At 36.5% G+C, this 25,490-nt stretch carries 24 protein-coding genes; 19 read left to right on the forward strand and 5 right to left on the reverse strand.

The window, feature by feature from the left end; all coding sequences use genetic code 11:
* Positions 1–23 precede the first annotated feature (23 nt).
* On the reverse strand, positions 24–971 hold the full coding sequence (locus tag DS745_RS22255) for an acetamidase/formamidase family protein (protein WP_129080435.1): 948 nt from the start codon (positions 969–971) through the stop codon (positions 24–26).
* A gap of 143 nt (positions 972–1,114) precedes the next feature.
* Between DS745_RS22255 and DS745_RS22260 the strand changes: the two genes are divergently transcribed.
* Positions 1,115–1,627: a hypothetical protein gene (locus tag DS745_RS22260; protein WP_129080436.1), complete on the forward strand. Its 513-nt coding sequence runs from the start codon at positions 1,115–1,117 to the stop codon at positions 1,625–1,627.
* 231 nt (positions 1,628–1,858) lie between these two features.
* Here the strand turns inward: DS745_RS22260 and DS745_RS22265 are convergent, their stop codons facing one another.
* Positions 1,859–2,839, reverse strand: coding sequence for a Gfo/Idh/MocA family protein (locus DS745_RS22265; protein WP_129080437.1), 981 nt, complete (start codon positions 2,837–2,839; stop codon positions 1,859–1,861).
* Between the two features lie 153 nt (positions 2,840–2,992).
* Between DS745_RS22265 and DS745_RS22270 the strand changes: the two genes are divergently transcribed.
* Complete coding sequence (locus DS745_RS22270) at positions 2,993–4,078, forward strand: plasmid pRiA4b ORF-3 family protein (RefSeq protein WP_129080438.1); 1,086 nt, start codon at positions 2,993–2,995, stop codon at positions 4,076–4,078.
* A gap of 235 nt (positions 4,079–4,313) precedes the next feature.
* A complete protein-coding gene (locus DS745_RS22275; protein ID WP_129080439.1) occupies positions 4,314–5,549 on the forward strand; it encodes an ATP-grasp domain-containing protein in 1,236 nt (411 codons plus the stop codon).
* An 18-nt stretch (positions 5,550–5,567) separates the two neighbouring features.
* Here the strand turns inward: DS745_RS22275 and DS745_RS22280 are convergent, their stop codons facing one another.
* Positions 5,568–6,713 (reverse strand): YheC/YheD family endospore coat-associated protein, encoded by a 1,146-nt coding sequence (locus DS745_RS22280; RefSeq protein WP_129080440.1) that lies wholly within the window; start codon positions 6,711–6,713, stop codon positions 5,568–5,570.
* A 309-nt stretch (positions 6,714–7,022) separates the two neighbouring features.
* Here DS745_RS22280 and DS745_RS22285 point away from each other — a divergent pair, with 309 nt between their 5' ends.
* The 7 genes from DS745_RS22285 (at position 7,023) to DS745_RS22315 (ending at position 13,329) form a co-directional block, all read left to right on the forward strand.
* A complete protein-coding gene (locus DS745_RS22285) occupies positions 7,023–8,315 on the forward strand; it encodes a UDP-glucose dehydrogenase family protein (RefSeq protein WP_129080441.1) in 1,293 nt (430 codons plus the stop codon).
* Between the two features lie 116 nt (positions 8,316–8,431).
* Positions 8,432–9,421, forward strand: coding sequence for a glycosyltransferase (locus tag DS745_RS22290; RefSeq protein WP_129080442.1), 990 nt, complete (start codon positions 8,432–8,434; stop codon positions 9,419–9,421).
* A 30-nt stretch (positions 9,422–9,451) separates the two neighbouring features.
* Positions 9,452–10,255: a glycosyltransferase family 2 protein gene (locus tag DS745_RS22295; protein WP_129080443.1), complete on the forward strand. Its 804-nt coding sequence runs from the start codon at positions 9,452–9,454 to the stop codon at positions 10,253–10,255.
* Between the two features lie 5 nt (positions 10,256–10,260).
* Entirely contained in the window at positions 10,261–11,010 is a 750-nt protein-coding gene (locus tag DS745_RS22300; RefSeq protein WP_129080444.1) for a serine/threonine protein kinase, read from the forward strand.
* A 14-nt stretch (positions 11,011–11,024) separates the two neighbouring features.
* Entirely contained in the window at positions 11,025–11,870 is an 846-nt protein-coding gene (locus DS745_RS22305) for a hypothetical protein (protein ID WP_129080445.1), read from the forward strand.
* Between the two features lie 14 nt (positions 11,871–11,884).
* A complete protein-coding gene (locus DS745_RS22310) occupies positions 11,885–12,613 on the forward strand; it encodes a protein kinase domain-containing protein (RefSeq protein ID WP_129080446.1) in 729 nt (242 codons plus the stop codon).
* Positions 12,610–13,329 (forward strand): glycosyltransferase, encoded by a 720-nt coding sequence (locus tag DS745_RS22315; protein WP_277750947.1) that lies wholly within the window; start codon positions 12,610–12,612, stop codon positions 13,327–13,329. The genes DS745_RS22310 and DS745_RS22315 overlap by 4 nt, the downstream gene beginning before the upstream one ends.
* Before the next feature lie 291 nt (positions 13,330–13,620).
* On the opposite strand, the gene DS745_RS22320 is transcribed toward DS745_RS22315, so the two are convergent.
* Entirely contained in the window at positions 13,621–14,205 is a 585-nt protein-coding gene (locus DS745_RS22320; RefSeq protein ID WP_129080448.1) for a hypothetical protein, read from the reverse strand.
* A gap of 175 nt (positions 14,206–14,380) precedes the next feature.
* Between DS745_RS22320 and DS745_RS22325 the strand changes: the two genes are divergently transcribed.
* Positions 14,381–15,142 (forward strand): HipA family kinase, encoded by a 762-nt coding sequence (locus DS745_RS22325; RefSeq protein WP_129080449.1) that lies wholly within the window; start codon positions 14,381–14,383, stop codon positions 15,140–15,142.
* A gap of 209 nt (positions 15,143–15,351) precedes the next feature.
* Positions 15,352–18,108 carry a phosphoenolpyruvate carboxylase gene (gene ppc, locus DS745_RS22330; RefSeq protein ID WP_129080450.1) on the forward strand — a complete coding sequence of 919 codons (2,757 nt, stop codon included), beginning with the start codon at positions 15,352–15,354 and terminating at the stop codon, positions 18,106–18,108.
* Between the two features lie 60 nt (positions 18,109–18,168).
* Here ppc and ric read toward each other — a convergent pair whose 3' ends face one another.
* Positions 18,169–18,867, reverse strand: coding sequence for an iron-sulfur cluster repair di-iron protein (gene ric, locus DS745_RS22335; protein WP_129080451.1), 699 nt, complete (start codon positions 18,865–18,867; stop codon positions 18,169–18,171).
* Between the two features lie 187 nt (positions 18,868–19,054).
* On the opposite strand from ric, the gene DS745_RS22340 reads away from it, so the two are divergent.
* The 7 genes from DS745_RS22340 (at position 19,055) to DS745_RS22370 (ending at position 25,458) form a co-directional block, all read left to right on the forward strand.
* On the forward strand, positions 19,055–19,957 hold the full coding sequence (locus DS745_RS22340; RefSeq protein WP_161568353.1) for a ParA family protein: 903 nt from the start codon (positions 19,055–19,057) through the stop codon (positions 19,955–19,957).
* Between the two features lie 12 nt (positions 19,958–19,969).
* Positions 19,970–20,416, forward strand: coding sequence for a hypothetical protein (locus DS745_RS22345; RefSeq protein WP_129080453.1), 447 nt, complete (start codon positions 19,970–19,972; stop codon positions 20,414–20,416).
* Positions 20,417–20,522: 106 nt separating this feature from the next.
* Entirely contained in the window at positions 20,523–20,843 is a 321-nt protein-coding gene (locus DS745_RS22350; RefSeq protein ID WP_129080454.1) for a DUF3889 domain-containing protein, read from the forward strand.
* Between the two features lie 183 nt (positions 20,844–21,026).
* Positions 21,027–21,962 carry a sensor domain-containing diguanylate cyclase gene (locus tag DS745_RS22355; protein WP_161568354.1) on the forward strand — a complete coding sequence of 312 codons (936 nt, stop codon included), beginning with the start codon at positions 21,027–21,029 and terminating at the stop codon, positions 21,960–21,962.
* A gap of 97 nt (positions 21,963–22,059) precedes the next feature.
* Positions 22,060–22,605: a histidine phosphatase family protein gene (locus tag DS745_RS22360; protein ID WP_129080456.1), complete on the forward strand. Its 546-nt coding sequence runs from the start codon at positions 22,060–22,062 to the stop codon at positions 22,603–22,605.
* A 344-nt stretch (positions 22,606–22,949) separates the two neighbouring features.
* Complete coding sequence (locus DS745_RS22365; RefSeq protein WP_129080457.1) at positions 22,950–24,770, forward strand: MotA/TolQ/ExbB proton channel family protein; 1,821 nt, start codon at positions 22,950–22,952, stop codon at positions 24,768–24,770.
* Positions 24,763–25,458 carry an OmpA family protein gene (locus tag DS745_RS22370; RefSeq protein WP_129080458.1) on the forward strand — a complete coding sequence of 232 codons (696 nt, stop codon included), beginning with the start codon at positions 24,763–24,765 and terminating at the stop codon, positions 25,456–25,458. Before DS745_RS22365 ends, DS745_RS22370 begins: the two co-directional genes overlap by 8 nt.
* The last annotated feature ends 32 nt before the right edge of the window (positions 25,459–25,490 follow it).

Here is a 25,490-nt window from a genome sequence, read left to right on the forward strand (position 1 = left end):
GACCGAATGCCGGTCCTTTTTTATTATCCTTTAGAAATTCGAATTGCCCCATACGGAAGCATTGCATGAACACCTTTGACACCGTTAACGACTTGGGTAATGCGTAGATCAACAGCGACACTTGCAAGAGCCGTTGCCTCAGTCTTTGAAATGTTATAGAGTTTTTGTATTAGTTTCACCATCTCGTCGAGTGCCATAGCAGTCGCTTCATTTAAATCTTCGTGAAAACCAAAGGTCATCCAGCCTGAATTTGTTTTTGCCAGAGGCATTTGATAGTCTAACTTCTCATGGACAATAAGGGTTACGTCAACGAAATCCATTGGACATTCAATCGCTGTTCCAGAACTTTCGCCGTCTCCTTGTAAGGCATGTCCATCACCAAGAGAAAATAAAGCCCCATCTACTGCGATCGGTAAAAAAAGACTAGACCCTTTGACTAGTTCTTTACAGTCAATATTCCCACCACAATAGCGCGGAGGTGCAGTTGGATGAACCCCATCCTCAGCCGGGGCTACTCCTAGTAAACCTAAAAATGGAGAAAGCGCAACAGAAAACTCGCGATTGCCAATCGTACAGCTTCCGGTCATGGTTGTAGTATCTAGCCTCCAGTCTAGTTGAATTCTTTCACTTTCTGTTAAGCCGAGTTTTTCATTTTGCCAACTAGGGTTTCCACCTGCCCAATTTCGTCCATACCATCCAGGGACGAGATCATTGATCCGAACTTCTAACACCATTCCAGGCTTAGCACCTTCAATGGCAATCGGACCAAAAATGGGATGCCCAGGTTTCACTTCGTTTTCCCTTGATGAAAAAATTGTTCGCTCAATACCTTCCGCATCGGAGTAGCCCCATTGAATATCAAGTGTTTGTAGTTGAATGGAATCACCTGATTGGATGGTTAGTATTGGTTCGTAATCTTTGCTAAAAGACCCGTGGAGGTTTTTAGCATCTAGATCAATTTTATGTATCATCACTAACGACTCCTTTATTAGTAGTGATTATATTATAAAGTAATGGAAATAAAATTGGTTAAACTTTCATATGAAAAAATATAGCAATAAACTTGTTTTTCCATAGTATGATTACAATATACGTAATGAAGGGAGTGTGGGACATGGACGACAATCTAATTTTTGACCGTTTTGGGGAACTAGAAGCCTGGGTGGTTAATGGGAAAAAATATGATTGGAATGGTGGATTTCACATTCCGACTATTGAATTGAAAAAACTATCGGTTAATGAGCTTCCTTTACATGAGAAAGTTCAGCCAATCGACAATGACGTTGAAGATTATATCATACCTTCAACTCCTAACTTTTATTTAATTCGGGTAAATCAAGGGATTGTTGTAAATGTAGAAGGGATATTTCAAAGTAACTATTGGTCCCATTTAGTTCCATCATTGCCATGTTTCATCGACAGTCTAGTAGAGGAATTACGAAGCAATCAGGAGTTTCAGTTGAAAAACTATCAAAATAATCAAGTAGGGAAGTACGTAGTAGAATACCAAACCATGCTAGTTGATGTAGAAACCATTAGTGAAGCCATCACATTAGCCGTACATTCGCTCAAGTCATTAGAAAAGCGGGTGAATTTGAGGCTAGAGAGGGAAAACGGTTCAGTTTGATTGGCTTAGAAAATTTTCACGGACATACGTTCCGCTATTTTTATTAAAGGCTCTTTTCGTAAACATTGTGGCTTTTTCCCTCTAAAATAATCGAAAAAAACCCTAGATGGAAATATCCGCCAAAAAGAGCAAATTTGAAGTTTCGAGGACACTGGTTCCGTTATTTGCCTAAAAACAGCTCAAAAACTAGTGTTTTGGCTAATATAGCGGAATCTATGTCCTTGATAAACATTAGTCTGTTAGCTTGAGAGGGTCTCCAGCCTTTTCATAGATATCCATCACCAGTTCAGTTGCAGTTTTTGCACTCTCTCCCGTAACAAAAGGTTCTGATCCGGTTTCAATCGACGAAATAAAATCTTCGACTAGTTTTTCAAAGTTGTTTTTCCGATCAATATTAGTAGGTAGTTCAAACCCTTCAACATTCCAATCCAGGATTTTTTGATAGTTGGCACGAATAGAACCTTTAGTACCCGATATTTCAATGAATTCAGTGTTAAGGCCAGGTGTTGCAGTCGACGCAGTAATCATGCCAACGGCTCCATTTTTATATCGAACCACAGCATAGCCATGATCTTCTGTTTCAATTTCATGATAGACCTGAAATCGTCTTGCTTCTAGTACCTTCTGATAGCCGCCAGTGAGCCACAGAACTAGATCAACCATGTGTGAGCCTTGCTGAATAAAAGGACCGCCACCATCAAAATCATTCGTCCCATGCCACGAACTATAATACTCTTTGTCTCGATAGTTCTTGATCGATGCATCTACTACCAAAAGCCTTCCTAGCTTACCAGAGTCAATGAGCTCCTTGATTCGCACAAAATGAGGAATAAACCGTCTCATATAAGAAACAGCAAGCTTAACGTTATTCGTCTTACAACTATTGATCATCTCAACCTGCTTTTCTCGTGAAATATGTAGCGGTTTCTCACACAAACAGTGAAGACCTAATCTCGATGCCTCCATCACTCCATGATAATGTAAAGCATTTGGAGTAAGGATAACTGCAGCAGTAGCTCCAGAGTTTTTCGCTACTTCTTCAATCGCAGTTCCATAAACCTGAATACCATTTGCAATTCCGAAATCTTTTACTCTCTCAGGCGAGCGACCAACGACACCGACGATTTTTGTATTTGGGACTGTGGAAAAAGCTTGTAGATATTTTGAGCTTATACCACCATGACCAATAAGCATGATTTTGTGCATTGTCATCTTTACACCTCATGTTTTCACATTTTTTTAACTATATCAATAATCCATTAAGTTCACTAGTCCTAAGAACCTTATAAAATAAGCAGGTTATTCCTATACTGATACCGAATTGGTTAAACAGACAAGTAAATTCGGATAAGTAGGTGAGTGCCCATGATTATACACTGTACAAAAAAACTATTAGATGAACTTAAAATCAAGCCATCGATTGAAACAGAGGAAAATCCACTGTTTTCTTGGCACGCAAATATTCTTATCATAAATAGAAAAAAGACGGTAGTATTTGTAAATGACTTGAACCGTTTCGTAGTTGTTTTATACGGCTTGAAAGCAAAAGAACTACAAAAATTAGACGAATGTTTTATTAGGGGAATTAGAGAAGTATTTCAAGCTGAGGGAATTCAAGAAGAAGTGATTGAAGACTATCTCCAACAAGTAAAGCAAGTGAGTTTTGCCAAAACTAAAGGAAGGACATATGTAGCAAGACTGAACCGAGATTGCGAAGACATTCAGTATCTTCTTGATGATATAAATGCGAATAAACTAATCCAAACCCGCTTATCAAAGTTTAAAAACAGCATGCTAGTCGGTGATGGCAAGGGGGATTATTATGACCCAAACGAAGAGATGTACAAAGCCTTAGCAGAACTTACAGGCAAAGATGTATTTCGTCTAGAAGCAGTTGAACTAAAGATAACCTTGCAGCTAGAAAACTTTAACGTTTGGAGAACACTAGTTGTTCCTACACGCGTGACATTTGATCAGTTCCATAAAATCATTCAAACTGCCTTTGGGTGGAGAGACTGGCACCTCCATGAATTTTCTATTACGGACAAAAATGAAACAGTTGCTCGTTTAGTAGGTGAAGATGAAATACGCCGAAATCCTAACTCTCATTCAATTCTAGAGAGTGAAAAGAAATTATCTGACTTTCTACCGCCCTACAAAACAATCAATTATATCTATGATTTCGGAGACGGATGGGAACATAAAATTGAACTAATAAATGTCATTCCGGATAATTCAAAAAATTATGTTGAATGTATAGCAGGTGAAGGAGCTACACCACCAGAGGATGTGGGCGGAGAATATGGATTTAAGGAGTTTTTGGCGATCATCTCAGACGAAAACCACCCGGAGCACTTCGCGATGACTAGGTGGGGAATCGAACAAGAATATAAGCCGTTTAATCTTAAAGAGATTAATCGAGATTTGTTAATCTTGAGAAAAAGGCAGTAAGGTTAACTGCTAGCAAATCAATAGCATTGTGATAGCTGCCGCTCGCATATATAACTCCAACTTACACAGTTGACTGGACGACAATCGTTCGGTCTTTTTTCGTTGATGTTCTTCACGATAAATATTCTTCTGTGCATATAGGTACCTGTGGCTTCCAAATATCATTTGTCACATACTTTATATCTTAGATGGCGTGAAAAGTAACTCAAATAGGAAGGAGGGTAAGCTCTTTCGTATGAAATCTATTGTATTTCTAGAGTCAAACAAATCAGGTTCAAGTAGAGAAGCCATTCGGGCTGCAGAAAATATGGGATATCTTACTGTCCTTATTACAAATCGGAAAAGGACGTTGCATCAACGGGAAGAGTTCCCTGATGTGCATCAGATGTATTACTGTAACTTAAGCAATGTAGAAGAAATTGAAAAGATAATAGACTATTTAAAAGAACTAGGTTTGGAAATACAGCTTATTGTTAGTTTTGTAGATCCATATGTTTGTACAGCTTCGTTACTAATGGATAAGTGTTGTGAGAAGAACCAACTTAATACAAGTGCGATTTCAAAAATGGAGGATAAATATGAAACGCGAAAGACCTTAGCAAGTAAGCCATATACTCCTTTTTTTGAATTGTACAATGGAGAACTTACAATTACTGATTTTACTGACGAAGCAAAAAAACATTTACCCTTAATCGTCAAATCTCCAAATTCAACCGGTTCCAAGGATGTATTTCTAGCAGTAACACGAGAAGAATTAGAATATCATATTTCGATTTTAAGAGAAAAATATCCAGGGAAATCAGTGTTAGTTGAGGAATACGTGGATGGACCCCAATATTTAGTAGAAGCAATGATTATTGATGGTACGCCCCATCTCATAGCCGTTATTGAACAAGAAATCACAAAAAAACAACGTTTTATTGTTACTGGATATTGTGTATTAGCTGAAGTTGAGAAAAGTCTTAACACTAGTCTTAAAAGGTTAGTTACATCTATTTCTAGATCATTTCAGTTTACAAATGGAGCAATGCACCTTGAGATTAGAAGAAAAGGAGATAAGTGGAAGCTTATCGAGATAAACCCTAGGATTTCTGGGGGAGCCATGAACAAAATGGTCGAAACTGCCTTTAACATTAACCTAGTAAAAGAAACGCTACGACTATATCTTGGTGAAAGACCGGAAATCACTCCAAAAACAAATAAATTTGTTTTTACCCAATACGTGATTGTTTCCAAACCAGGGAAATTATTAAAGGTAACTGGAAGGAATAAAGCTGAAAATTCTCCTGGGGTAGTATCTGTATATATTAAACCTAGAAAAGGTACCGTGCTAATTCCTCCGTTATCGATGGGAAATCGCTATGCTTATGTGATCGCTCGTGGTGAAACGAAGGATGAGGCAACAAACCTAGCCAAAGAAGCAGCGGATCTAATAGAATTTCATCTAGACGACGAAACGTCCACCGACTAATCAGGTGGACGTTTTAAATTATCCTTTAGATTGATGTTTGGTAAAAGAAGAAACAAATGATATATCTGTAGATTGACGGTCGGTTACATTTTTAGTTTGTCTTTTACCCTGTTGTTTTTTTATATGTTCTCGTTTTTGTTTTTCTACTAGAAACATCGCATAATGAATGGTGTTTCGGACTACGTCTAACTCCAAATAAAAAAGTGGCGGACAACCAGGGCGCCAATTGACTTCGTATATCCAAAGTTTCTTTTTTTGATCTATGCCAACGTCAATACCTAATTCGTCTAACTCTTCACCAAATTCATCCTTTTGTATCTCATCTAAATGTTTAGCTAACGCAACTGAAAAATACTCAAGTGTCCGTTTAATATTAAACGCTTCTACATGATTATATTCGTAGTATAAAAGGGACTCTAAGGGACTTGTATATCCGCCATTACTAATGTTGGTCACAATCGTATTAGGCGGTGCAATCCTTGGGTAGATAGAAGTTGATACCCATTTTCCTTGGCCGTTTTTTTGAACATGAAGACGAAAGTCTAAGGAGTTTCCAGATTTCGTTACACTTCGAATATAAGGTTGGAGCAGATAATCGTTTCCTTCAAGCTGATTATGAAAAAACTCTTTTAATTGCTCAAGTGAGAGTGATTGTTCCTCTAACTCATGACCAATTAAAAACGCATCCGCCAACTTTTTTATAAAGTAAATTCCTTTACCCTTGTTTCCAGTAACCGGCTTCACGACAACTTCTTTAAAAGAAGATAGTTGCTGAATAAACTGCTCCCAATCATGAAGTTCTTCAGAAGGAATTAAATACTGTGAAAAATCCTTCGCTACTTTTAAACGGTCATTTACACCGAGCTTATCTCCGATTGAATACGATGTAAATGGAATAACCTCTTGTAACTTATCAACGATATCATTGGCACTAGATGAAACATACGATGCATTATAAATGACATCAGGAAATCTAGTGACAGTATCTAGCCATTCTCCGTTCTCATAAATCTTTCCATAAATACATTGCTTTTCGAAGTCAACGCTTTTCGGAGTAAAAAAGACGAACTCTGCTCCTTCTGCTTTTGCAGAAATTGCATAGGCATATGACTTAAAGACCGTTGTAGGATCTTTTCGACGGTGGAGCATCCCGATTAATGTCAAGCAAACTCACCTCCCTTATTAACAATAGATGCGAAAGATAGTGACTACGCTCTAGTTACTCGAGGAGTTTTATGAACATTGGGTACTAGAACTAGCTTTATAGAGCAAATCTGATTTTTTCCTTCTAACTACGAACATACAAAAAACTCAGATATCAAACAAAAATTAAGACTTTAAATATAAAAAAGAACCAAACAATAGGGGTAATTGTCGTTACATTTCTCCTTCACTTGAATAGTTTGTAAATAAATTGTAAACATCTAAGAAATTGTTCAGAGAAGAACAAGTGCAAGTGAGAGGAGTATAAAAATGAAAGTTCTTGTAATAGGCATGGGGTATGTAGGAACTACATTGAGCCTAGTTTTAGCAAATGAAGGACACCAAGTAACTGGAGTTGATATAGATAAGCAGAAAATTGAGTGTTTAAAGAATAAACATTTATATTTTTATGAACCTGGTTTAGAACAACTGCTAGATAAACACTTAGATAATCACTCTATTTCATTTTCTACCGACGTTCAGACAGGCATAAGGGACAATGAGGTCATATTTGTTTGTGTTGGTACACCTCAATCTGAGGATGGTAGTCCTGATCTACGCTATATTACCGCTACTGCAAACGAAATCGGACAATCCATGAACGGCTATAAGCTCATCATTATTAAAAGTACGGTTCCAGTTGGCACAAATGAAATGGTTTCACAGTGGGTTGAAGAAGCACAGGTCACACCTTATCCTTTTGACGTTGTTTCGAATCCTGAGTTTCTTCGTGAGGGTAGCGCATTATATGACAGTCTTCATCCAGATCGAATCGTTATTGGTAGTACAAACGAAAATGCATTACAACTGGTAAAGAGTATTTTCAAAGATTTACATTGCCCCATTGTTGAGACTACGCCAAGAACAGCGGAATTAATTAAATATGTATCAAATTCATTTTTGGCTACAAAAATATCGTTTATGAATGAAATTGCCAAACTTTGTGATTCCCTCGGAACAAATGTAAACGACATTGCTCGCGGTGTTGGTCTTGATCATCGCATCGGCTCTCATTTTCTTGAAGCTGGCATTGGTTATGGAGGATCTTGTTTTCCAAAGGATATCAAAGCTCTGCTAAAAACAGGCGCTGAACAAAAGGTTCCATTGTCAATCTTACAGAGTGTAGAGAACGTAAATGAACAACAATATATGTATTTAATGGAGAAAATGTTAAACCGTTTAGGCTCTCTAACAAACAAATCGATCGCAGTATTTGGATTATCTTTTAAACCAAATACGGATGATGTAAGAGAAGCTCCAGCATTTTTTATCATAAATTATCTTCTTAGCAAAGGTGTAAAAATTAACATCCATGATCCAATCGTTCAATTAGAACGTTTTTATTCAGGATATGATATTGAACAATTTGACACCGCAGAACTTGCTGCAGCTGGGACTGATGCAGTTATTCTCTGCACAGATTGGCCACATTACATGGGGGTCGATTGGAAAAGCATTCAAACAACCATGAATACGCCAAATCTTTATGATGGAAGGAACATGCTGAATTCTAAGCAAATGACCGATTTAGGCTTTTACTACGAAGGTGTCGGGTACAAGTAGAAAGTTATGATCGTTTGAGCAGTGACCGAAATAGTAAAATTCACATATTTTCTAGTATAGCAATTCATCGGACAGTAATAGGTACAGAAATTACTAGAAATAAATGGGGTGTAAAGATGCAAAAGCTTTTGTTTGCCGGTCGAGACTTTAAGTTTATGACCGACATCATTGATTTCTTTGAAAGTGACCCAAACTTTGAAGTGAAGTTTGATCATTGGAAAGGGAAAGATCGGCATAATGAGGAAGAGAGTCGAAACTTATTACAATGGGCAGATATTATCATCGCCGAATGGTGTCTCGGTAATGCCGTTTGGTATTCAAAAAATAAATTAGAGCATCAAAAATTATTTATCCGTTTACACCGTCAAGAAATAAAGCGCAATTATCTATACGATTTAAAAATAAAAAATATCAATAAGTTGGTATTCATTGCACCACATATTAAGGAGGAAGTTGAACAGAAAATCAGTCTGCCAGCGGATAAATCTACATTAATTTACAATACAACAAATGTAACTCTATTAAACAAGCAAAAGGTAAAAGACTCTATGTTTCATATTGGGATGCTAGGCTTTCATACAAAAAGGAAAAGACCTGATAAAGTGATTGAAATCTTTGAAAAACTTAAACAGATTGATAATCGCTACACGCTACATTTTAAGGGAAAGCACCCATCTGATGTTAGCTGGGTCTGGAAAAAAGAAGCACAGCGTGAGTACTTTAAAAAGCTATTTGAAAGAATTGAGGCATCACCATATAAAGACTCAATCATTTTTGACGATTTTGGAAGTGATGTTGATGAATGGTTTAGAAACATCGGCTTTATCTTATCGACGAGTGATCATGAAGGTTCACATCAAGCTGTTTCTGAAGGAATGGCATCAGGAAGCATACCGATGATTACTGGCTGGGAAGGTCCTGAACGGATGTACCCGCCGGAGTACGTCAAATATAGCACCGATGACATCGTAAAAGCAATTCTAGTTTATCGCAACAATGAAAAGCAGTTCTCTGCTAAACAAAAAGAAGTGGTCAACTTTTGCTACAAGCACTTTGATACTGATATCATTTGTCGCCAATGGCTCGAGCTCATTACCAATTCGTAACCAAATAAATTTTAAAGGAGGAGATGTGAAATGGCATCAGACTTGAGTCAGAAAGTAACGGCAATCATTAAAACGTTTGAAAGAAAAGATTGCCTAGACAATTTGATCCGTAGTATAAAAAAATACTACCCTGACTTACCAATCATTGTTGTAGACGATAGCAAAAACCCAGTTCCTAGGGATGATGTAGAGTATCATATTTTACCATTTGATAGTGGAGTGTCAAAAGGTCGTAACTTTCTTGTAAATCAAGTAAAAACACCGTATGTATTAATTCTTGATGACGATTATGAATTTATTCATGAGACGAAAATTGAAAAGTTCGTGGATGTTCTTGAAAATTCAACCATTGATCTCGTTGGTGGACGTTGGGTCATGTACGATAAAAACAGAGAAAAATATAGAATTCATAGTTATCATGGAAAGTTAATCATTGAAGACAACGTCATGTACCACACGAAAAATTCTAATGGCAAAGAGTATGGCTACAAGCTTTATGATATTATCCACCAATTTTACCTAGCTAGAACAGAAACCATGAAAAATCACCCCTGGGATGAAGGACAAAAAGTCAACGACCATATTGACTTTTTCCTAAATTATAAAGATACACTAAAAATTGCCTTACACCCCGAAGTGTTTATTTATCATAATAAATATCGTGACGAACTATATAGTAAATTTAGAAACCGGCAAAGTATTTATCGTCCCAAATACTATCAAAAGCATGGGTTTGCGGAAAGGAAAAGAGTTAAGTCTCATTGGCAATCCCCAAGAAAAGTGATGCATTTCCTAAGTAAGGAAACGATAAACAGGTTTCGCCTTAAGGAGTGACTGTCATGTCAAACCTAAAATGGGATAAGTATGAAGTAAAGGCTATACCAATTGGTGACGGGTTCCAAGGGCAAGTATACCAAGCATATGACCCGTATTCCAATAAAAAAGTAGCGATAAAGAAAATGCTTAAGTTAAAACACGTTGAACGGGAATTAGCATTAATGCAGAATTATGGTACTCACCCAAATCTTCCTGAATACTATGACTATTTTCTGTTCAACAATTGCGGATACATCGTCATGGAGTTTATCCATGGAGAACCGTTAATCAACTATAAAAATAACTTTGAAGAAAAGGCAGCGATAAGAATTATACTCTCCGTTTTAGAAGGTTTTGAGCATCTACATGCCAAGGGTTATTTACATTGTGACATAGCCCCACAAAATATAATGGTTCAGTTACAAGATGAATACACAGTGAAAATTATAGATTTTGCCAATGGTGTACAGAAAGGAAAAGCTGGTGTATTTGAAGGACGAAAATATCAGAAGAAAAATCCGTATGGTCCACCAGAAGTAAGAACAAAACACTGGCTAATTGATGATAGTACTGACTTATATGGAGTTGCCGCTACATGCGTGTACTTGTTAACGAACACTCAACCCGAGTACAGCGAAAGAGAAAAAACGCACGTGTTTACGATCGCAAATAAAAAGCTTCATAAGGTTCTTCAAAAAGCGATGCACCCAGAACGAAAAAAACGATATCAATCGGCAAGAGAGTTTATAACAGCATTACAGCCATTTGTTTAAGAAGGGTTGATTTTATGAAGAAAGACAATAAAGATTATTTACAAGAGATTGACGACTATTTTCATCAGTTACATTCTAGTAACGACAAAAAATCAGCACCAATGGTCGTCTTTGGCATATCACTTAAAAGCAAGAAAGTGTCTCGGGATTGGGACCTTGTTTGCGAAAACCTAGCCAAGACCCTGCGAACAATTTTAGCAAACACAGATCATAACTTCCGAATTTGTATTGCCGGACATGAAAGACCTGATATAGCTGAACTAGAACATGACCTTGTCACATGGATACCTGTTAATTTTGAGCCACCTGTTAATGCCAAGGGCTTTAGTACTGATAAAAAACAAAAACGCGGGGTAATAGGTGCCTACCTAAGGCACCTAGGGTACTCAGGGTATTTTATGCCTCTTGATGCAGATGACTGGGTACATTGTCGCTTTGTCGAATTAATCCGTTCCTTCCCAATTACTAATGCCTTTATTTTTGAAAAAGGCTTTATGACGAACATAAATTACGATGAGGTGTGGATTAGGAATACATTTTACAAAGGATGTGGAAGTGGCTCAATCTTTTACTTTTCAAATCAAGAATTTCCTGTTTCACCCTCTAGAAAAGATGTTCGCCGTTCACCGTTTGGTCTTACTGTGACAACACATACAAAAATAACGGGTGAGCTGAACGAAAGAAATATCAGTTTTAGAATGATTGAATTACCAATGGTTACTTATGTATTTGGCCACGGCGAAAATAATAGCATTATCAAAGGGAAAAAAGAGAATTCGAGAAAAGCAGATTATTATGACGCAACTGGAGAAAGAATTGCTGACTTATTTTCTCAGCATTTTAAATTCGAGTCTACTTAAGAGGAGGGGGGATTATGTCCGGTTACACTTGGGACAAATACGAGATTAAGAAATTAATTGGGAGCGGAAAAAAAGGTGAGGTCTATCAAGCTTTCGATCCAGATATGAAGAAGATTGTCGCCATTAAAAGGATGCCAAGCATAAAAAGAGCGAAAAGAGAAGCTTTTATTATGAAAGAGATTTGCTCGCATAAATACCTTCCAAAGTTTTATCACTTCTTTATTGAAGAAAGTCATGGACATATTGTCATGGAATGGATAGATGGTGCAACATTAAGACAAAGAACACCAACCAATGAACAAGAGGCACTAACTATCACGTTGAAGATATTAGAAGCCCTTAACCACATTCATAAGATAGGCTTTATCCATTCTGACCTTAATCGTGGGAACGTTATGCTGATTAAAAACAACCCAGAAATGCTCAGATTAATAGATTTTGAGTGCTCTCAACTAATGGCTGACAATAAAGATCATCTGCAAACCAATTCAAAAAAGAAGAAAACCACATTTAAGATTACCGATTCAAGTACGGATGAAAGAGATGACTTACTTCGTGTTGCTTCATTATGCGTCTTTTTATTAATAGGGAAAAATCGTGTTACCTATCATACGTTAGAAGAAATCGATCTTAAAAATAACGAACTTAAATCAGTGCTATCTAGAGCGATGGACCCTAACAAAGAAAAACGATATCGTACCGCGATAGAGTTGATGGAAGCACTCCAACCATTTCTTACGTGAATTCTACTAAGAAAGAAGGTGATTACTTGATTTCTGTTATAACTTGTACAATGAGAAATACCAATATGCAGAATGTATTTGAAAACTATTTAAGCCAAATGTATAAGGAGAAAGAGCTTATCATTGTGTTAAATCAAGATGATATGAATATCTGGGAGTGGAAAAGGAAAGCCAATAAATTCCCAAACGTAAGCGTCTATCAATTGCCTAATTGGATAACTTTGGGGGAATGTATGAATTTTGCTGTAAAAAAAGCAAAGTTTGACTATATTGCAAAGTTTGACGATGACGATTATTATGCCCCGTATTATTTAACCGAGGCTATGGAAGTGTTTGTGAAAACGGATGCTGATATTGTAGGGAAACGGACAGTGTTTGTCTATATGGAAAATACTCAATCACTCATGCTACGTGCAAAACCACATATGGAAAATGTTAGAGATGCAACCTTGGTATTTAAGAAGAAAGCCTGGCAAGTCGTCCCTTTTAGACATCTAAATAAGAAGTCTTTCTGGAAATTTCAAAATAAAGCACGTAAGAAGGGATTTAAGTTCGGTATTACTAGTAGATACAATTACACGTATATAAGACGATCTCCAAACGAGCATACGTTTAATATTAATGATGAGGATTTCTTAAAAAAATGTACCTTTCTAAAAAAAACTCAGGATTACAAAAAGCATGTTAGAAACGACCCAGGACCCGAGGAATCTTAAGCCTTTTAGTAAAGATCAAAAAGCATTCAAAGCCGTTGGCAACGAGTGCTTTTTCTTTCTTTATAAGAGGTTGTTTTCGCAAAGTTTGTTCCATTCATAAAAATACTAAGATTTCACCACTAATTTAGTAAGTATTGCTCTTTTTCTTATTGGGTGATATCTTCATCTTGGATATCTTTTCGATTCTTTTAGGGTAAAAAAGCAATAATGTTTAAGAAAAGAGCCTTACAAAGAAAAATGATCGCAAGTATGATACAAAAAGCTATCATTCTTGGATCGTCTTTTTCTTCCTCATTTGAATTTCTTCTTCATTATGTGTTTCCACTCCAAATAAAGCTCATTTTCGATTTCTTCCACTTGTTTTAAAAAAGTCTCCAACAGTCCGAGTTTTTCTAACCCCGAAAATAGTTTCTCAGGTTGCTCCGTCCAATTAAGAGAATTTACGTGATCAATAAGTTTGATCTTGTTGTTTTCAGTAAGGATCATGTGCCTTAATTTCGGGTCACGCCTAGGAATATTTAAACGCTTCAGATCCTTAATTAGATGAACGATTTGTTTTGTCATCTCTATTGGTATTTTATTTCCTTCCAGAAAAAATTGTTCAAGAGTTTTCCCTTTTACTAACTCCATGACAATGTAATACTCCCCAGCTTCATAAAACTTCGGGAAAAATGAAGATCCCTTAGCCATTCTTAGGACACTCTCTTCTCGACTACGGTGTTTAGAACTTGCAAACACTTTCACACATCTGTCTTCTGATAGTTTAAAAACAGCTCCTTGGCACCCCTTCCCAATTAATTCATAAGAAGAAGGATTAGTAAGGATCTTTACTTTCCCTTTTCCCTTAGTAACTTTAATTGATCGGTAATCAATCATCTTTCACCCCTCATGAGAAGACCTTTAATATTCTATTCTTACTGAAAGCACACCGTAACGGCAACAGACAAAAATACAGTTATTTGGTTATTTAGCCATAACAATTTAACTAGGTATTAATACAATATAGAGGGACACGATTTTCGTACGTAACATTTTCGGAAGGAGGGAAAAGATGGTTTTAAAAGCTGTTGAACATATAAACGAGGTTGGAGAAGGATTTACAAACCCACAAATAATAAAATGTGAGGACGGACAATTGTATGTCGTGAAATTTCTCCATCCTCATATCAGAAAAAAATCATTACCCAACGAACTCATTGCTTATGGTTTAGGACAATACATTGCTCTCCCAATGCCTAGATGTTCTCTCATTTATGTATCAGAGGAACTCATTCAGTCTTCACCCTTAAAAGCTCTAAACGTATCTCCCGGAATTCATTTCGCCAGTCACTTTCAAGAACGGACAAAGAAGGTAAGTGATAAATATCTACTAAGGTGTGCAAATCGGAATAAAATAGCTGATATGCTTGTCTTTGATATTTGGGTTGATAATAGAGATCGCAAAAAAAATAATTTATTGATTGCGAAAGATGAAAGAAAGTTAAACCTACTTTGTATCGACCATGATTATATTATGGGCGGGAAAAATTGGACATTAGAGGACCTTAGAAAATATGATGAGGACTTTTATAAAATTAAGTGGGGGAGAAGTCAGAACATGCTTATCAAACATGTAGCAGATCCTAATCACCTAATTACCTCAGCTAACAAGCTGAAATCACTAAATGCCTCTCAAATAAAGACTATAGTGGACGTAATTCCTGAAGAGTGGAATGTGTCATCTGAAGAGAGACATGCGCTAGTTTCAATTCTAAACAAAAGAAAAGAAGGATTACTCGATGTAATTACCAAGATCATTAAACAACATTATTGAACAGTTGTTCTTATACGAGCGGATCATCGGTATCCGCTCATTTTTTATTGAAATTTCTATTTTACTAAAATTTCTGATAATACAAGATCAAGTAATTGTTATTCAACTTACATAATGCTATTATTATATGAACTAGCAAACTTCCATCTTGTAAAGCGCTAAATTACTTGAGGATATAGTTTGAAATTATTACATAGGAGGGTGATTTCATGATTCATGTAACAGCCGATAACAACTCACTCTTGCGTAACGACGTGAAAAAGTTAGGAAACATTCTTGGGGAAATACTCGTTCATCACGGTGGCATGCCCCTATTAGAGAAAGTCGAAGCGATACGTGAAAAAACGAAGAATTTACGTGAAAATTACAATGAAGAATTGTATAAAAACCTAAAGGAAGAAATTATTAGTTTAAAACCACCTGTCCGTCAACAGGTAATTCGAGCTTTCTCTATTTATTTTCATTTGGTAAATATAGCGGAACAAAATCATCGAATTCGCAGACAACGCCAATACCAATTAGATGGAACGGGAAATTTGCAGCCAGTTTCAATCGAGAGTGCAGTCGCTTCGCTAAAAGCTAGTAATTTCTCAGAGGAGCATATTCAAGATGTTTTAAACGACTTATCACTTGAATTAATCATTACTGCTCACCCAACTGAAGCAACCAAGCGTACGGTACTTGAAACACAAAAACGAATTTCAAACTTACTCCAACAATTAGATCATCCACAATTAAGCAATAGAGCACGAACAGATGTAGAAGAAAGCTTATTTAATGAAGTTACCGCTCTTTGGCAAACAGATGAGTTAAGAGATCGAAAACCAACCGTCTTAGACGAGGTAAAAAATGGTCTTTATTACTTTGACCAAACTCTATTTGAGGTTTTACCTGGTGTTCATCAAGAATTAGAAAAGCAATTGCAAGGGTATTTCCCTGCCCATACGTGGAAGGTTCCAAATTTCCTCCACTTTGGTTCTTGGATTGGTGGAGATCGAGATGGGAATCCAAATGTCACGCCTGAGGTTACATGGGAAACATTACAGCTACAGCGAAAGTTAGTGTTGACGAAATATATAGATGCAATCACCGATTTAATGAAACGCTTTAGCCAGTCAACCTCACGTGTTTCGATTAGTGACGAACTCATTCGATCTGTTGAAGAAGATGAATTGCTATACCTAGAACAAGGCGAGGCGTGGACAATTGAAGGTGAGATTTATCGTCGTAAATTTGCGGTCATCCTCAAACGGCTACGTAACGTTGGTCAATCTGAACAAGGGTACAAATCACCTGAAGAGTTTTCGAATGATCTTCGTAGTATCCAAGCAAGTGCTGAGTTTCACTTACCAGCAAACAACAAGTTAAAAACGATTCGTAAATTAATCCGGCAAGTAGAGTTGTTTGGTTTTCACCTTTCAACACTGGATATTCGAAATCATAGTGGGGAACATGAAACAGCGATTGCTGAAATTCTAAAAGCAATAAAAATTACGGAAAACTATGGAAATCTTTCAGAAGATGAAAAGGTCTCGATTCTCGAGCAAATACTGAACGAGCCAAGACCACTTTTATTATCTATAGAAGATTATTCAACAGAAACACAAACCGTTTTAAACGTTTTTAAAATGATTAAAAAAGCTCATCAAGAATTTGGGCGTCGTTCGATAGAAGTTTACTTGGTTAGTATGACGCAATCATCTAGTGACTTACTTGAAGTCCTAGTACTAGCAAAAGAAGCAGGAATTTATCGCTTACATGCTGATGGAAAGGTAGAAAGTCATTTAACTGTTGCACCTTTATTAGAAACAGTTGACGATTTAATTGCTGGTCCTGGCATTATGAAAAAATTGTTTGAGATGGATGTTTATCGTAATCACATTCGTGAGAGAGGCGATCATCAGGAAATTATGTTGGGGTACTCAGACGGAAGTAAAGATGGTGGGACATTAACTGCGAACTGGGAGTTATTTAAAGCACAAAAAGAAATTCACAATATGGCGAAGAACTTCAATATTCGCTTAAAATTTTTCCATGGACGCGGGGGCTCATTAGGACGCGGGGGCGGTCCATTAAACCGTAGTATTCTATCACAACCTGCTGAAACCTTAGGAGATGGCGTGAAAATTACCGAGCAAGGGGAAGTATTATCTTCTCGTTATTTACTTGAAGATATTGCGTATCGAAACTTAGAACAGGCAGCTTCAGCACTACTCGAAGCTTCCGCTAATGCTTCGAAAAACATGTTGCAAGGCTATTTACGTGAAAAATCTTGGGAAGCAGCAATGGAAGATATTTCGAAACAATCATTGCAAAAATACCATTCGCTTGTATTTAAGGACCCAGACTTCCTAACGTATTTTAAAGAAGCAACACCTTTACGTGAATTAGGAGCATTAAATATTGGTTCAAGACCGATGAGTCGTAAAGGTAGTGAACGGTTTGAGGACTTACGGGCCATTCCTTGGGTGTTTGCATGGACTCAGTCTAGACAAATGATCCCAGCGTGGTATGCAGCCGGATCGGGCTTACATTCATTTGCTTCAAAAAGTCCAGAAAATCTTCAGTTACTGAAAGATATGTATGAAAGATGGCCATTCTTCCAATCAACAATCAATAACCTGCAAATGGCACTATTAAAAGCTGATTTGCAGACAGCTAGAGAGTACATCAATTTAGTGGAAGATCAAACGATTGCTCATCGTATTTTTCAAGATATCTCAGATGAATACAACCTAACAAGAGAAGTTCTCCTACAGATCACGGGTAACCAGGAGCTCTTAGATCATTCACCAAATATTCAAGAATCAGTGAAGCGACGTAATCCTTATGTTGATCCATTGAACTTCTTGCAAGTCAATTTAATTCAAAGCATGCGTGAGTCAGAAGAAAAATCAGAAGAATTATTAACCGAGGTGCTTTTAACCATCAGCGGTGTAGCTGCGGGGTTAGTAAACACAGGCTGATATATACGAACAAAAAAAGGATCACCAAACATTTTTCGTTTGGTGATCCTTTTTTGTCTATTAGGCTTTTAATAAACGAGAGAACAGAATATTATTTTCTAAATGAATGTGCTCATGAGTCATTGTCTCTAATTCTTCAAGTTTTAAATACGTTAAGCGGTACGTGTTGCAAGCACCAGGAGGTAATTGATAGTCATTGGTAACTGCTCGTAATGTTTTAAGAAGGTCACCAGCAGCCTCGTGCTCCTGTTCTAATTTCGTAATTTCTTCTTTTGCTTTAGCAAGTTCCTCTTCTGAAGCTGTTTCTTCGAAAGCAACGATATGCGGGAACACATCACGTTCTTCATCAATCATGTGTTGGTCCATTTCAGTTTTTAAACTGTTGAATGCTTGATAAACATCTCGTAAATGCGGGTGAGAGTCACCGTGAACACGGTACACTTTTGTAACAAAAGCATTTAATTCCGCTAAAACCTCTGATGTATACACATGATACTTGTTGACGATATGGTTAACTAAATCTGTTAGCGGAGCTTCTTCCCAATTCACTTCATTTGTTTGGTTGTTCGCCTCATATAACTCATTAATTGTATTTAAGATTTCTACTTCGTTTAAGTTTTTTTCGCGAAGCACCTCACCGATTGGGCGATCTCCACCGCAACAAAAATCAATTTTATATTGCTTAAAAATTTTGCTTGCTCCAGGAAACTTAGTAACGACATCACCAGTTTTTGTTGTATTTGTAAACATTGCGTTCATGTAGGACAACTCCTTTGTTTTGGTATAGTTACATCATAATTGACTTTCAAACATCCCAATAGGACATTTGTCACAATCATAAATATTTTTCCGAGAATAATAACCTGCTTAGTGTGGTTAACATCAAAGTACTATTTTTCCAACTGTCTAATACATATTAATGAATCCACATCTAAGGGGGCACAGCATGACAAAAGCGAAGAAGATCTTTGTTGGTAACTATAAGGGCGGGGTTGGGAAGACAACAAGTATATATCAAATTGCATTACATATGGTAGGACATGGGAAACGAGTGCTACTCATCGATTTAGATCCCCAATGTAGTTTAAGTGAAATCTGTTTAGCAAGAAGGGAAATGAGGTTGGACCAGTTAGAAGACCATGAGAGTTTAAATTACGTCTATGATATGTGGGAGCAATACAAGCAATTCCAACGTTTGCCGTTTTCAATTGACTCTGGCCCGTTAGTGAAAGAAACGCCTGAAAATGTCCATTTTATCCCCTCAAATACGTTCTATTCAAATGGGGGACTGGATGACTTATCTCTCCGAATGAATGATGATTTTGAAAGTTTGCTACCACTTCAACAACTTTTTCATTTTAGCCGAATTGATGAGAGTTACGATTATATTCTTTTTGATTGTCCACCTAGCAATAATATGATTACACAAGGTGCGTTTTTATTGTCGGATTACTATATTATCCCTACAATTTTCCAAACACTCAGTACTCGGGGAGTTGTTCATTATATTAAAACGGTTGAAAAAATATTTGAACAAAAGTGTGGCACTAGCGAGTACAGGTTGTTGGCGAGATCTTTATTTGGTGAGAAACCACGCTTACTAGGCATCTTTGAAACATTGAAAAAGCATTCGGTAGAAAACAGACCTTTAATAAATGATCTAGTTAGCGACTTAAAAAAGTCAGAAATTAAAACCCTATTATTTACTGAAACGAAAGAAACTTATATTTTTGATACGATTATCTTCCACTATGAAGGAATCGCCAGAGCTACAGCTCTTGGTGAAAAACGAAACGATTATAAGACGTTGACAGATGAAATTCTTGATTGCATTGAATTGAATGTATAGGAGCAAAAGAGTATGAGTGAAGAAGTAGTATATTACTTACATCAATTAAAAAATTTATATTCCGCATTAGACACAAAGGAATTTGATAAAGATATTGCCAAGATTGATCAAATTATCAGTACTTTTGAGGTACCATCTAAGAAAATTGAACCGAAATCGAAGAAGAGAAATTTTACAGAAATGTATCAGCTTCTATTGGCTAAAAATTTTCATTTACTTACTGGTACGAAGTTAAATTACCAAGTGTTTCCAAACGGCGATGATATTGTTCATTTTATTGAAAAAAATTCAAAAGCAGACGTAATTAAGGAAACAACCGCATTAGATTTAAAATTACTTTATAGTTTACTAACAGAAGATCCGAATGAAATAAAAGGGACAAAAAGTCATATTTATGAGGCAATTAAACGCAATGTTCGCGCTGGTCGAAGAGGTGAGGCGTTTATAAAAAGTTACTAAACAAGGAAGCGGTATCCATGTGATACTGCTTTTTATTATTGCTTGGTATGTTTAGGGAAATCTTGGAACAAAATAACCTGACGAAAAATACAAGGAGGTGAAAATAATGATAAACAAACGTCGAATACTGATCTTTCTAGTAACTATGTTGTTTTTAATTTTACAAACCACTACTGGCTTTGCTCAACAACAACCAGAGTATGCGAAATGGGGAAAAATCGCAGTAGAACAAACAACAAAGCAATTCCCGAAATACGAAATGGTTGACTATAAGTACGAAGGGAAAGTCGTCATCTCAGATGAACGCCAACAGTATAACTTTAAGATGACCTTAGAATTAAATGGTGAAAGAAAAGAAGTAAGAACGTATGTCCTAGTTAATCCTAAACAGGATCAACTAATTGATGTATATTTTGATGAAGATTAAAGTTTAAGGGTGGCCGAGAGTAATGTGACATTGCTCTTGGTTTTTTTATCATTTTTGCCCAGAAGACCCCCACTTCAAATTTTCGATAGAAAATTAAGTGGCGGGTAGTTCACTGGACAACTTCTCTTAGACAGTACATAATAGAATTGTAAATTCATGACAGCACAGAGCGAGGGAACAACATTGACCACTTGGATATTGCTTAGTATTGTTTGTATTCTATTAGTCTCACATCTTGTCTACTGGTATAAGAGGAAGATATCTCCCACCGAGAAGAGAATTTTTAAACTTATTGAGGGGGCAAAGGATATTGTTTATGTTTACGAGATAAAACCAGTAACGAAGTACCGTTATATAAGTCCTTCTTTAGATAAGTATTTAGGGAAAGGCACCGTCGAGACTAATTATCGTGACTTTAACGATAGTTTTAACAGAAGCCACCCAGATGACTATGACACCTTGGTGAAGAAGGTCCAGGGGCAAATTAATTACGATGAGCCTTTAATTATTCGTTGGCGAGACAATGATGGGAACTATCATTGGTTTGAAGAGTACGCAACTGCCATTTATAATAAAAAAAATGAAATAGTTGCAATTGAAGGTGTTATGCGTTGTATCGACGAAAAAATTAAGCTCCAACAAGAGTTGGAATATAATAGCAATCATGATGCTTTAACCAATCTTTATAATAGGGGATACTTTGAAAAACTATTGGAGACTTACGATGAAAACGAAGATACATCTATTGCTATTATTGTGTGTGACTTAGACGAATTAAAATATATTAATGATCAATTCGGTCATAAACAAGGTGACAGTTTAATTGTAAATACTGCAAAGCTACTAAGTGAGTATTCTAGTGAAAATGTGTTTATCTCGAGAATTGGTGGAGATGAGTTTTCATTCGTGATAGTTAATCATCGTATTGAGGAGATTGAGTTACTATTGGAAAAACTCTATCGCTGGATTGCACAACATAATGAGCAAAATATTAGTAAAATTCAAATCTCTATAGGTCACTCTTATACTGAAAGTTCTATAGGGAACACCGAGCGTATTTTCATAGAAGCTGATCGTAACATGTATACACAAAAATCAAATAAAAAGTTACTAGTATAAAAACGACACTCCTGTGGTGTCGTTTTTATTTACAATTTTAGTAAAAGCGTTTAGTATTTAGTTATAGTACCAGGTAATAAAAAAGGAGGATGTACTAATGATTTATGTGATTAGACACGGTCAAACCAATCTAAACAAAGATGGTAGATTACAGGGAAGATTAGGACTACCTTTAAATGAAGTTGGTATTGCACAAGCTTTAACATTAAAAGAAAGATTAGTAGACATTACATTTGATCATGTGTACTCGTCACCACAAGAAAGAGCCATTCAAACAGCAGAAATCGCCACTGGCAGAAAGGCAATTGTTGACCGAAGGCTTGATGTATTCGATTTAGGGGAAGCAGATAGACTGCGGAAAGAAGAAGTGAAGTTTGCTGGTCCAATACCAGACAGTAGAGTTTATCAAGGTGTTGAAGAAATTGGAAGTTTTGTAAAGCGAGTGTTTGGCTTTATGCAAGAACTTCAAGAGGCCAACGGAACTACTGATGTAAATATCTTATTAGCTGGGCATAGATGTACAACAGGTTGCATTGGCGCATATTTTGAAGGAATACCCGAGGATCGCAACATTCTAAAGTATTCTTCGGACAATGGAGACTACAATATCTATCGTTTTGGCAGTCTAAATCTATCATCTTAAAAAGTGGAGGACACCTGTTCCGTTACATTCGCAAAAAACAGCATTTTTTGAATTTCGCGGCCATACGTTCCGCTATTTATCAAAAACAGTGCTGTTTTTACGGATTTGTGAGAAAATAACGGAACCAGTGCGGTAGTTTGGTAGAGACTTTTGGACCTTATTTCCAAAGATTTACGTAGAAGTTTGCGAAATATATTAGTTCAACATTATATGTTAAATCTAACTAAGGGTCAATTTATCTAGTAAAGTAAATTCTCCCTCTAAATCTCGACCTTTCTTTGCAGGCATGATTTGTCCACTTTGGGAATAGCTATAACTAAAGGATTTTCAAGGGGGGATGATTTGTGGTCGAAACGATACTTAGGTTGTTCGTAAATGAGCAACAGGCACAGTCGATACTTTCTAATTCATTGATTGAGTTAATTTTCTTCGTTTTGTTTGTCACATTTGCGGTAGCTGTTTTTGTTCATTTTGCTTTGTTTAGTAGATTAAGACGGATACAAAGTTTCTTAACGTCGTCTAGCTCTTTGGATATTAGTCCATTAAATAGGTTTCAAGCAGAGTTTGAGCATAAGAGAAAACAAGAATCAGTAGAAACATTTGTTCAAAAGAAGTTTTCGAGCTGGCGAATGTTTCAGGTACCGGTGATTAGTCTAATAAAACTTATTCAGATGACGGTGTCAGTTTTTATCTTAGTTGGTGTATTAGGTACATTCATCGGACTTTCGATGTCACTTGGGAGTATTGAGGGAACTGGTGACCAACTCGTAGAAAATGTCGGTTTGGTCCTTGCAGGTCTTGATGTAGCGTTCTATACGAGTATTGTCGGGATGGGTTTTTCACTTATTATGACCATCCTGACAAAAGTAGCCAATACCGAGTATCTACTAACAGATATTATGTTAAAAGTAGAATCATATCTCGAAGATCATGATCAAGATGACATGGGACGTTTAATTGAAGTCTCCGAATCGATCAATTCATCTATTGTACAACTAAAGGAAACCAATCAAGAATCACTTCAAAATATCGAACAGGCTTTTCACGGTTTCCAAGAGTATACCGTTGGCCTGCAACAATCTGCTAGAGACTTGGCATTATTTAATGAAGGTCTCTCAAAAAATTTACAGGAGTTTTCTGTACTTTTTGACGGAATAAAAGAGGTCACAGCTGGCTTTGACAGCGGTGTGAAAAAATTAAATAAAAACTTTGACCAGTTATTTACCTATTTCCACTCGATGGATAAACGGAACGAACGCATGGCCAGTGCGTTTACGGAAACCTATACTAAAGTAAAAGAACTATCTACGTCACAAACTGAAACTCTTCAACATTTTCAAGAGTCAGTGGAGGATTGGAAAAACTATATTTCTACGATTTCTGACAGACAAGAAGCGATACATGGAATATTTGAGAGAATGACAGCTCAAAGTGATCATCTTGTAAAAATGATGAAAGAAAACAATCAACAGTTTAAAACGATATTTGGTAGTGATGTCAGTTCAAAACTAGCAGGTATTCATACGTCCCTACGAGATTTAAAAGGAGATTTTGACAAATTAGGATCATCCATTGTTCGTCTTCCAGAGGCTCTTAATACAATTCATATTGCGCAAACAGAGTATAAAAACCTCCTAAAGGACCGATTAGAAGACTTAAAGCAATTTAATCATGATTTTAATAATCATTTAAAAACTCATTCAAATGAGTCGCAAGCATTTGAAAAACATTTGAATGACGCTGCGAGATCCTATGAGCAAATCGGCATGAAAAATAGTCAGCTACTAAATGAAATCAATCGTACGGTACAACAAATTATTGACTCTTTTACTCATAGAGAAAACCAACTAGAGTCAAGTGTCGGTGTATTAAAAGACACTCTATCTAGATATGTGGCAAGTCTTGATGGTACACTCGGTGATAAATTAGACAAAGTCGGACGCAATCTTGGTGAGTATGTCATTGACATGAATGACTCAATTAAAAAAGAATTTAAGCAAATTGGTCAGATAACTGAAGAAAATCAAGTAAGAAGCGCAAGAGCAGTTCAACAAGCCATTAATGACTTAAATCAAGAGTTTCAAGTTCTCAATCGCCAGCTTCAGTCGTTTTCACAAGAAGCGATACGACAACCTCATCGAATAAGGGTTGGTACCAATGATTAACAAGTACAAAAAGTTGTTTAAAGGAGAACAAGATGAAAGTCACTTCTGGCCATCATTTACAGACCTATTAACAGCGATCTTACTTTGCTTTATCCTTATCTTCATTATTATGATGGTGATAAAATCGTTTCAAATTGAGGAAATGAAACGAACGATTGACCAGATTATGGGCGTGCGAGTAGATCTAATAAATGAATTAAATGAAGAATTTAATGATTCAACACTTGGGATTGAAATTGATGAGAAAACAGGTGCGCTAATCTTTAACACCGATATACTGTTTGAATTTGATGACTCTGTATTAAAGCCAGTCGCATTTGAATTCTTAGACGAATTTGTTCCAGCTTATTTAGATGTCCTCTTAGAAAGAGGTTATGAAAGCTATATTTCAGAGATTATTATTGAAGGGCATGCCGACCGTACAGGTAGTTACTTATATAACTTGGAGCTATCGCAACAGCGAGCCTTTAGCGTTGCCCAGTATATCTTAAGCGATGCATTTCCGTATAAACATATTCAGGAACACTTACAAGACAAGTTAACGGTGAACGGTAGGTCTTTTACAGATGGACGCACAGATGAACAAGGCAATTATAGTCATAGAGACTCACGTCGAGTAGAATTTAAATTCCGCTTGAAGGATCAAGAAATCTTGGAGGCAACAAGAGAGTTATTAGGTGGGAAATAGTTGCAAAAGTTCGAAAGAAAACTTACATTAAA

Source organism: Anaerobacillus alkaliphilus (assembly GCF_004116265.1).
GTDB lineage: Bacteria > Bacillota > Bacilli > Bacillales > Anaerobacillaceae > Anaerobacillus > Anaerobacillus alkaliphilus.